Here is a 10621-nt window from a genome sequence, read left to right on the forward strand (position 1 = left end):
TTGTGTGAGTGACATAATATATCTTATATCAAAAACGTTACCCTAACTTAAATACATATTAAGCGCGCTTAAACAATAACGTTTTATATTATATTAAAAATGTCCCCTACCAATTATCATACTGCGTAAATCATATTCAGAATCAACGTCACAGGTTAAAACTAAAATGATATAAAACAAAAGGTTGAGCCAAGTAAATTATTAACCACCCCAATACATTAATGCCCTCTTCATTGTTTTGGCACTTATTTACGAAAGCTTAATTTGCACAACCTTCGTTTTCTGTCTATATCATTTTTATATTCTAAAAAATAATTCCTCTATTAATTACAGGGTTTTACACGATACAAAACACCCATAAAAATTGTTCACTTTTATAAGTCATTAGATTCGCTCTGATGTTGCCACTCTGAATTCTGGCGGGCATCGTGCGCGCTAAAAACAACGGTCAGTGCTGCGTAATAACAGCGACTGCGCCGGGGGCGCCCTTTACCTTCTGCAGAGATGGCTCGTCTTGCTCGCCGTTCATGACACATCTGCTGGAGTAATGCCTAAATGAGCCAAATCTCTGTTATATCGAAACTTACTGGCGTGGAAACGACCACGGAAGGCACACAGGTTACCCTGAGCCATTCCTCTATCGTTGAGCTTAATGTCGAGCGAGCGAGCGTCTCCCACTTCGCGCGAAACGGTAACGATCTGCTGGTTACGCTGCACTCCGGCGAGGTGATCACCCTTAAAAACTTCTACGTCACGGACGCGCAGGGCGTGAGCCAGCTGGTACTGCAGGACAGCAACGGCGCATTATGGTGGATTGAAGATCCGACCGGAGCCGCCACGTACGAATCTATCGCGTCCACGGACGTGCTGCTTGCGGCCTCCGGGAGCGACGCCGGTGGTGCAGCCATCTGGCCATGGGCACTGGGCGGAATTGCCGCAGCGGGCGGCATCGCGGCGGCGGCAAGCACCGGCGGCGGTGATAGTGGCGGCAGTAACAATTCGGCCAATGCGGATACGACAGCGCCGAACGCGCCTTCCGGCCTTAAGTTCTCTTCAGATGGCAAAACCGTCACCGGTACCGCAGAACCCGGCAGTACCATCACGCTGAAAGACGCGAACGGCAACGTCATTGGCACAGGAAAAACGGGCAGCGACGGCAGCTTTACCGTCTCTCTCGGCACACCGTTGACTAACGGCGAGCAGGTGACCGCCACCGCGACGGATAACGCCGGGAATACCAGCCCGGGCACAACGCTCAACGCGCCGGACACCACCGCGCCCGATGCGCCAGCAATCACCAGCGTAACGGACGATGTCGCCCCGCAGACGGGAGCAGTCAGCAACGGCGGCAGCACCAACGATCAGCGCCCGCAGCTTACCGGCACCGGCGAAGCGGGCTCGACCGTGACGATTTATGACGGCGGGGTCGCCATTGGTACGGCGGTCGTCGCCAGCAACGGCACCTGGACCTTTACCCCGTCGGTTGATCTGAGCGAAAGCACTCACCAGATTACCGTGCGGGCAACCGACGCCGCCGGCAACACCGGGCCAGCGTCGCCGGTGTTTACCCTTACAGTGGATCTTACTCCGCCGGACGCGCCGAGCGCGATTGTGTTGACCGACGATACGGGCCTTATCAAGGGAACCATCACGTCTGTCGCGCCAACCGATGCTTCACTGCCCATCCTCGCGGGAACCGGCGAGCCCGGCGGAACCATCACCATCTACGATAACGGCGTGGTGGTTGGCACAACGACGGTGTTGCCCAACGGCACCTGGAGCGTCACGCCGAACGGCCCGCTCCCGGACGGGACACACTCCATAACCGTCACTGAAACCGATGCCGCCGGAAACCTGAGCGCGACCTCAGAGCCCGTCATCTTCACCGTGGACACCACGCCGCCGTCTGCCCCGGGTAATCTCGAGGTTTCGAATGATGGCGGCACCATCAGCGGCATCGCGGAAGCTGGCAGCACGGTGACCATCCGTGAAGGTAATGTCACCCTTGGCACTGTTGTCGCCGACAGCGAAGGGAACTTTAGCCTGACGCTGACCCCGCCGAAGCTCAACGGCGAAATCCTGACCGCCGACGCCACCGACACGGCGGGCAACACGGGGCCCGCAACCTCCGCGGCGTCACCGGATATTACCCCACCGCAGACGCCAATTATCGTGTCGGTGATTGATGACCTGCAGGCCACCACCGGCCCCGTGGGCCAGAACGGCCTCACCAACGACCGGGCCCCGACCGTGAACGGGACGGGCGAAGCGGGCTCGACCATCACGATTTATAACGGCAGCGATGTCCTCGGTACGACGGTTGTTCCCTCCTCCGGCCTGTGGAGCTTTACGCCGCCCGCACCGCTGACCGATGGCACCTGGGTGCTGACCGCGAAGGCGACGGATCCCGCCGGTAATCCGAGCGGGTTATCAGACCCGTGGACAATTAACGTCGACGGCACGGCACCTGGCGCCCCGGTGATTTCACAAGTTGTGGACGATGTTCCCGGTCGCACCGGCTCGCTCGACATTAATGAGACCACTAACGACGCCACCCCGACGCTCAGCGGTACCGCCGAAGCAAACGCGACGGTCACCGTGCGCGTGGACGGTGTTGCTATTGGTACGACCGTCGCCAATGGTCTTGGCGTATGGATCTTTACGCCTTCCTCGCCTATCGCCGAGGGCCCCCACGCCCTGACCGCCGTCGCGACCGATGCGGCAGGTAACACCAGCGGCGTCTCCAACACCTGGACTCTGACGATTGACAGCGTCGCGCCTGCCGCCCCGGTCATTACCCAGGTGCTGGATGATGTGCCGGAGCGCCTCGGCGCGCTCAACCCCAACGACAGCACCAACGACACCAAGCCGACGCTTAACGGCACGGCTGAACCTGGCTCAAGCGTCACCATCCGCCTGGATGGCACCGATCTTTTCACGGTCCTGGTCGACGACAACGGCACGTGGACCTATACCCTCACGACGCCTCTTGGCAGCGGGCCTCATACCTTTACCGTTGTTGCCACCGATGCGGCGGGTAACACCAGCCAGCCGTCAGGCGGCTTTACCCTGACCGTCGATACCACGCCGCCAGCGGCAGCCACCATCGCCACCGTGACCGATGACGTCGGCGGCGTTCAGGGCACGCTCAGCAGCGGCGATACCACGGATGACACCACACCGCTGCTGCAGGGCACCGCCCCGGCTGACGCGGCGATCACCGTCTATGACGGCGCCACCCTGCTCGGTACCGCCACCCTCGACGGCAGCGGGGGCTGGAGCTTTACGCCCGTTACCCCGCTTACCGACGGCCCGCATTCGCTGACGGTTCACGCCACGGATGCCGCAGGCAATACCACCATCTCCAGCCCGTTTGTGTTGACGGTAGATACCGTCGCGCCTGCCACGCCGGACGTCCCGGCCATCACCGTCAATCCTGACGGAACAGCAACAACGCTAAACCCGGGCGAAACCACCCGCGACACCACGCCAACCCTGAGCGGTACCGGCACGGCGGGCGATACCGTGACGATCTACAACAACGGCGCCAAAATCGGCGACGCTGTCGTGGACAGTACCGGCAGCTGGTCGTGGACGCCATCACCCCCACTGTCCGGCGGTACCTATGACATCACCCTGACCGTCATCAACGTGGACGGCACGGGCAACGAAAGCGCCCCGTCGCAGCCGGTAACCATCACCATTGATACCGAAGCGCCGGCTACGCCTGCGGCACCGACCGTCACCGACAGCGTCACCCAGATCACCGGCCCCGTACCCGATGGCGGAACCACCAACGATCCGCGCCCGGTCCTGAGCGGCACCGGCACGCCGAACGACGTCATCAACATCACTGACACCGTCAACGGCATATCGACCGTCGTGGGCACCGTCACGGTAGACAGCAGCGGCAACTGGAGCTGGCGCCCTGGCAGCGACATTGCCGAGGGCAGCCACGCCTATACCGCCACCGCCACCGATGAAGCGGGCAACGTCTCTGACCCTTCTCCAGCGATTACCATCATCGTGGATACCCTGGCGCCGGATACGCCGGTGATTAGTGCTGTGGGCGGTGAGCCTAACGGTGGCTACATCACGGATACCACACCGACCGTGGGCGGAACCGGCGTCAACGGTGAGACGGTGATCGTCTACAACAACGGCGTCGAAGTGGGCCGTGTCGTGGTGGCTAACGGGGAATGGAACCTGACGCTTCCAACGCAAACGGACGGTCCGCTCAACATTACCGTGGCGGGCGTGGACGCAGCGGGCAACGTCAGCGCGCCGAGTTCGGTCTTTACCGTTACCCTCGATACCGTTGCGCCTGAGATCCCCGTCATTAGCGCCGTAGCTGACAGCCAGCTGTCTAATAATGTGCTCTACACGAAGGACGGCACGCCAACCCTTACCGGGACCGGTGAACCCGGTACCACCGTTATCGTTTCCGTAGACGGCACGCCATCTACGGTGCTGGTGACGGTCCAGCCGGGCGGCACCTGGAGCTGGACTGCCGACACGACGCTGTTGGATGGCCCGCATACCTTCACCGTCTCTTCCCGCGACCCCGCGGGTAATCTCTCAGGCAGTTCAGCGCCGCTGAGCGTGACGGTAGACACCGTCGCCCCGGCAGATCCGGGCAACATGCTGCTGGCTGATGAAGGAACACCGCTGACCGGTACCGGTGAAGTGGGAAGCATCATTACCGTGACAAACGGTTCCACGGTCATTGGTACCGGCGTTGTCGGCAGCGACGGCAACTTCTCCATTGCGCTGAGCCCGGCGCAGCTGGATCCGACCACGCTGACCGTGACCGCTACGGATGCCGCAGGGAATGCCAGCGCGGGCGTGCCTTTTGTCGTCGTCGATTCACCGCTCGACCTGCCGCAGGTGCCCGTCATCACGGCGATTGTCGATGACGCGGATCCGGTCACCGGCGATGTGAAAGGCAAAACTACCAACGACACCACGCCAACGCTTACCGGTACGGCCGAAGCGGGCAGCCTGATTACCATCTATCAGGACGGTAGCGCGACGCCATTGACGACGGTGACCGCCGACGGCAGCGGCAACTGGAGCTATACGCCAGCCGCACTTGGCGAAGGGCTGCACACCTTTGAGGTGACGGCGACCCTCAACGGCCAGACCAGCGGCCGCTCTCCGGCGGCCAGCGTCACCGTCGACCTCACCGCACCGGGCACGCCAGCTATCGGCGCGGTGATTGACGACGTCGGTCCGGGCACCGGACCGCTGACCAGCGGCCAGACCACCAACGACAACCAGCCGACCCTCACCGGCACCGGCGCGGTCGGCGATACCATCTCCATCTACAACAACGGCGTGCTGCTGGGGACCGCGGAGGTCGGCAATACGGGCACCTGGAGCTACACCACGCCCGTCCTGACTGAAGGCAACCATATCCTGACCATCCGCGAGACCGATCCGGCGGGGAATCAGAGCGGTCCTTCGGCGGGCTTCACCGTCGTGGTGGACTCCGTTTCCGCCACGCCGGTCATCACCAACGTCACGGATAACGTCGGTAACGCCGCCACCACGGTGGTCAGCGGCACCGAGACGAACGATGCCACGCCAACCCTTTCGGGGACAGCGGACGCAAACAGCGTGGTGACCATTTTCGACGGCGGCACCCAGATTGCCGTGGTGACGGCTGATAACAATGGTACATGGACGTTTACCCCTGACACCGCGCTCGGCGAAGGCTCGCACAGCTTCACCGTCCGGGCGACCGATCCGCTGGGCAACGTCAGCGCGGTCTCAGCTCCCTGGAGCGTGGTGGTTGACCTGACGGCACCGACGGTTCCGACGCTGGATAATGTGAGCGACAACGTCCCTGGCGGCGTCCAGGGTAACCTCACCAGCGGCCAGGTGACCAACGACAGCACCCCGACCATCAGCGGCACCGGGCAGGCGGGCAGCACGATTCACATCATGAATAACGGCACGCAGATTGGCACGACGATCGTTGACGGCAGCGGGAACTGGTCCTTTACGCCGACCGCGCCGCTGGGCGACGGCAGCTACTCCCTGCGCGCGTATGCAACGGATACCGCAGGCAACGCCTCGGCTAACTCATCAGTCTTCACCTTTACCATTGATACCGCAGCCCCCGGCGTACCGGTGGTGACCAGCGTGATTGACGACGTCGGTCCGGTCACCGGGGCGCTCACGTCGGGTAACAGCACCAACGACGCGCGCCCAACCTTCAACGGTACGGGCGAGGTGGGTTCTACCGTGCACGTGATCGTTGATGGCAACGAAATTGGCACTGCGGTGGTGAATGCCCAGGGCAGCTGGACCTTCACCCCGGGTACCGATCTGGGCGAAGGTCCACACGCCATCACCTTCAATGCCACCGACGTGGCTGGCAATACCGGCAGCACGACGACACCGTTTAACCTGACGGTGGATACGGGCGTGCCGTCGGCGCCGGTCATTTCGACCGCGGGTGACAACGCGGGCAGCATTCAAACTTCGCTCTCTTCCGGGCAGAGCACCGACGACACCACGCCGACGCTCAACGGCACCGCGACCGCCAACGCCACGGTCACCGTGTATGAGAACGGGCAGCCGGTCGGCACCGTTCAGGCGGACGGTACCGGCGCATGGAGCTTTACGCCGTCAACGCCGCTGACCAACGGCAGCCATACCTGGACCGCCACGGTCACCGATGCAGCGGGCAACGTCAGCCTGAACTCGCCGGACTTTACCCTGATTGTGGATACCACCGCACCGAACGCGCCGGTTATCAGCCAGGCGATAGACGACGTGGGCACCATCACCGGCCCGCTTACGTCCGGGCAAACAACAGACGATACCGTTCCGCGCCTTGTCGGAACCAGCGAACCGTTTGCCACCGTGAAGATCTATGAGGGAACTACCCTTGTCGGAACGGGCACCGCGGATGGCAACGGAAGCTGGAGTATCTTGCTCAACACCACGCTGACTGCGGGCACACACAGCTTCACCGCGCAGGCGACGGATGCGGCAGGCAACACCAGCGTGTCGTCCACCAGCTTTAGCCTCACCGTCGACACCACGCCGCCTGCGCTGCCGGTGCTGACCAGCATTCTGGATGACGTGGGCAATGCGGCGACGCCGGTGGCGAACGGCGGGTTCACCAACGACGCGCAGCCAACCCTCAGCGGTACGGCGGAAGCCGGGTCGACGGTGAAAATCTTCGATAACGGCGTACAAATCGGCAGCGTGACGGCGACCGGCGGGGCGTGGAGCTTTACGCCATCCCCGGCGCTGGGCAACGGTCCGCACAATTTGACCTTTACCGCCACCGATGCGGTGGGCAACGCCAGCGCGCCGACCGCCGGGTACGTGATTAACGTCGATACCCTCGCGCCGGGCGCGCCGACCATCATTTCAGTGATTGATGACGTCGGCAGCGTTACCGGCCCGGTGACCGGTACGAATCCGACCAACGACACGCGCCCAACGCTGAGCGGAACCGCCGAAGCGAATGCCACGGTGCGGATCTACGATGGCATCACGCTGGTGGGCACGGTGACCGCCGACGGCAGCGGCAACTGGACCCTGCCGCAAACCACCACGCTGGCGCAAGGCACGCATAACTTCACCGCCACGGCCACCGATGCGGCGGGCAACACCAGCGTGGCGTCAGCCGTAACGACGATTATCGTCGATACGACTGCCCCAACGGCGCCGACCGGGACCTTCAACGCCGACGGTAGCGTCCTGACCGGGACTGCGGAAGCAGGCAGCACCGTCGCGATCCGCCTTGCGGACGGCTCGACGGTGACCGCCATTGCGGGCAGCAACGGCACCTACACCTACACCTTCATTAACAAACAGACCGAAGGCCAGACGCTGCAGATCACCGCCACCGACGCCGCGGGCAACACCTCGCTGCCGGGCTCCGCTCTTGCGCCGGTGGTGCCGCTCTCCGCCAGCAATAACGTCGAAGAGCTGAACCTCAGCACCACGGCAACCGTGACCAACAGCCAGTACAGCGATTACGGCTTCCTGCTGGTCGGCGCCGTCGGCAACGTCCTGACGCTGCTGGGCAATGATACGGCCCAGGTCAACTTCACGGTGGGCAGCGGCGGCAGTGCGGATATCGTGGTGAACGCCAACGCCACGGGCGCGGTTCTCTCTCTGCTCAACACCCTTGAGCTGGTGGTTCAGCATTACGTCAACGGCGCCTGGACCACCGTGGTGGATACCGGCCAACCGCAGTTTGCCGATCTCCTTACCCTCGGCGCAACCGGCGTATCGCTGAACCTAACCGGGCTGGCCGACGGCAACTATCGCGTGCTCAGCTACAACACCAACCTGCTGGCGACCGGCTCCTACACCAGCCTCGACGTGGCGGTGAAAGAGACCGGTCCGGGTACGGTCACGGGCGATACCAGCCTCAACGGCAACGTGATCCTCGATACGGACCCGACAGCCGGCAGCGACAACGCGCCGGCCGGAACCACCGTTTCCGCAGTCACTAACGCCCAGGGCGTCACCACCAGCGTGAACGCCGACGGCACGGTGATCCAGGGCAAATACGGTACGCTGACCATCAACCGCGACGGCAGCTACACCTACAACCTGACCGACACCAGCGCCGCGGTCGTTGGCCGGACGGAGAACTTCACCTACACCATCACCCATAACGGCGTCAGCGCGTCGGCGCAGCTGGTGTTGTCTCTGGGTGCCGGTACGGTAATCAACGGCATTGTGGCGGTGGACGATACGGCCTCGCTGACCTTTGACACCACCGTGAGCGAGATTAATAACGGCGCCTCGTCTCAGAACGGTTTTACCCTGGTGGGCATTAATCTCGGCAGCACGCTGGGGCTTAACCTGCTGGACGACATGACCAACCCGATTATCTACAACGTGGAGGAAGGCACGACCCGCACCATGACCATCCAGGCCTCCGTGGGCGGCGTGGCGCTGGCGTCGGTATTCGATCTGTACGTCTATAAGTTCAACAACGCCACCCAGACCTTCGAGCAGGTTCGCGTCGAGTCGGGCTGGCTGCGCGCTCCGCTGTTGGGGGGCTCGTCATCCCAGCTTACGCTGAATCTGCCGGCCGGGGAGTACCTGTTCTTACTCAATACCGCATCGGGGATCGCCGTCCTGACGGGCTACACGCTGAGCGTCCTGCAGGATCATGTCTACAGCGTGGCGAGCATCAGCGAAACCACCACGGGCGACGTGCTGGCGAATGACCCAGTTCCTCCAGGCACGTTGGTCACCGAAGTGAACGGCGTGGCGGTCAACAGCAGTGGAACCACCACCATTCAGGGGGGATACGGCACGCTGACCATCAATTCGTCCGGACAGTACACCTACACCCTGAGAAGCGGCGTGGGAGCGGACCATATCAGCACGCCGGATACCTTCGTCTACACCGTTACCGCGCCTGACGGCTCGAAGGATACGGCATCGCTCAACATCACCCCAACCCCCCGGGCGATGGATGCGGTGAACGATGTCAGCGCCACGATGGACCTCACCTCGGTGCACCACACGTCGGCATACTCGGATACGACCGTGGGCACCGCCAGCTGGACGACGGCCCTGCTCTCGTCAACCCAGGGCTCCGGCAGCGGAACCTTCGTGGTCGACGCGAACACCGCGCTGCACAACGTGTCGCTCCACTTTAACGTGGCCTCGCTGCTGGCGCTGGGCGGGCTGACGGTAAACTGGTCCATCAGCGACGGCTCGGGCGTGATACGCAGCGGCTCCTTCAGCGGCGGCTCGCTGCTGGGCGGCAGTATCGACATCCCGCTCACCGGGCTGGATCTGAACGCCGGGACCTATACGCTGAACTTTACCGGTAGCGTACCGGGGCTGAGCGTGGGGAACATCACCATTACGCCAAGCGTGAACGGCACCACCTACTCGCTGAGTGATTTCGACGTCACCGGCAGCCACACCGTCAACGGCAATATCTTTGACGGCACCGATTCTGGCGGCGTGCTGGATCAGCTCCACTCGGTGGATACCCGTCTGAGCGTAACCGGGTACAACGGCGTGACCACCACGCTGGATCCGTATACCGGCAGCGCAACGGTGAACATCACCGGCCATTACGGCGTCCTGGCGATCGGCGCTGACGGCCATTACACCTATACCCTCAACAGCGGGGTATCGCTCTCATCCATGACGTCGAAGGAGACCTTCAACTACACCCTGACCGACTCCACCGGGAGAACGGACAGCGCCACGCTGACCATCAATATGGCGCCGCAGTTCATCAGTTCGGAACATAACGACGCCATCACCGGTACGGCCTACGGCGATACGCTGATTTACCAGGTGCTGAACAGTACCGTGGGGAATGCCACGGCGGGTAACGTCAGCAGCACCGCGGGCGATCACTGGACCGGCTTCTCGCTGGCGCAGGGGGACAAAATCGACATCGGCGATCTGCTGGTGGGCTGGAACGGTAGCGCCGCGACGCTGGGGAATTATCTCCATGTCACTAATAGTAATGGCAATACCGTGATCTCCATCGACCGTGACGGTGCGGGAGGCACCTACACTAATACCACGCTCGTTACGCTTGATGGCGTTCAGACCACCTACGACGAGCTTGTTAACCAGCAACACATCATTACCTGATAGCACCTGC

The 10621-nt window shown here is 62.2% G+C and carries 1 protein-coding gene; it reads left to right on the forward strand.

What is annotated here, in order from left to right; all coding sequences use genetic code 11:
- The first annotated feature begins 555 nt into the window (after window positions 1-555).
- Window positions 556-10611: a BapA/Bap/LapF family large adhesin gene (locus HB664_RS20785; protein WP_219940151.1), complete on the forward strand. Its 10056-nt coding sequence runs from the start codon at window positions 556-558 to the stop codon at window positions 10609-10611.
- The last annotated feature ends 10 nt before the right edge of the window (window positions 10612-10621 follow it).

It is taken from the genome of Enterobacter sp. DNB-S2 (assembly GCF_019443845.1).
GTDB classification, from domain to species: Bacteria; Pseudomonadota; Gammaproteobacteria; order Enterobacterales; family Enterobacteriaceae; genus Enterobacter; species Enterobacter asburiae_B.

What these genes read in the sequence shown, in the direction of transcription:
- HB664_RS20785 (WP_219940151.1), top strand. Translation starts at nt 556, where the DNA reads ATGAGCCAAATCTCTGTTATATCGAAACTTACTGGCGTGGAAACGACC.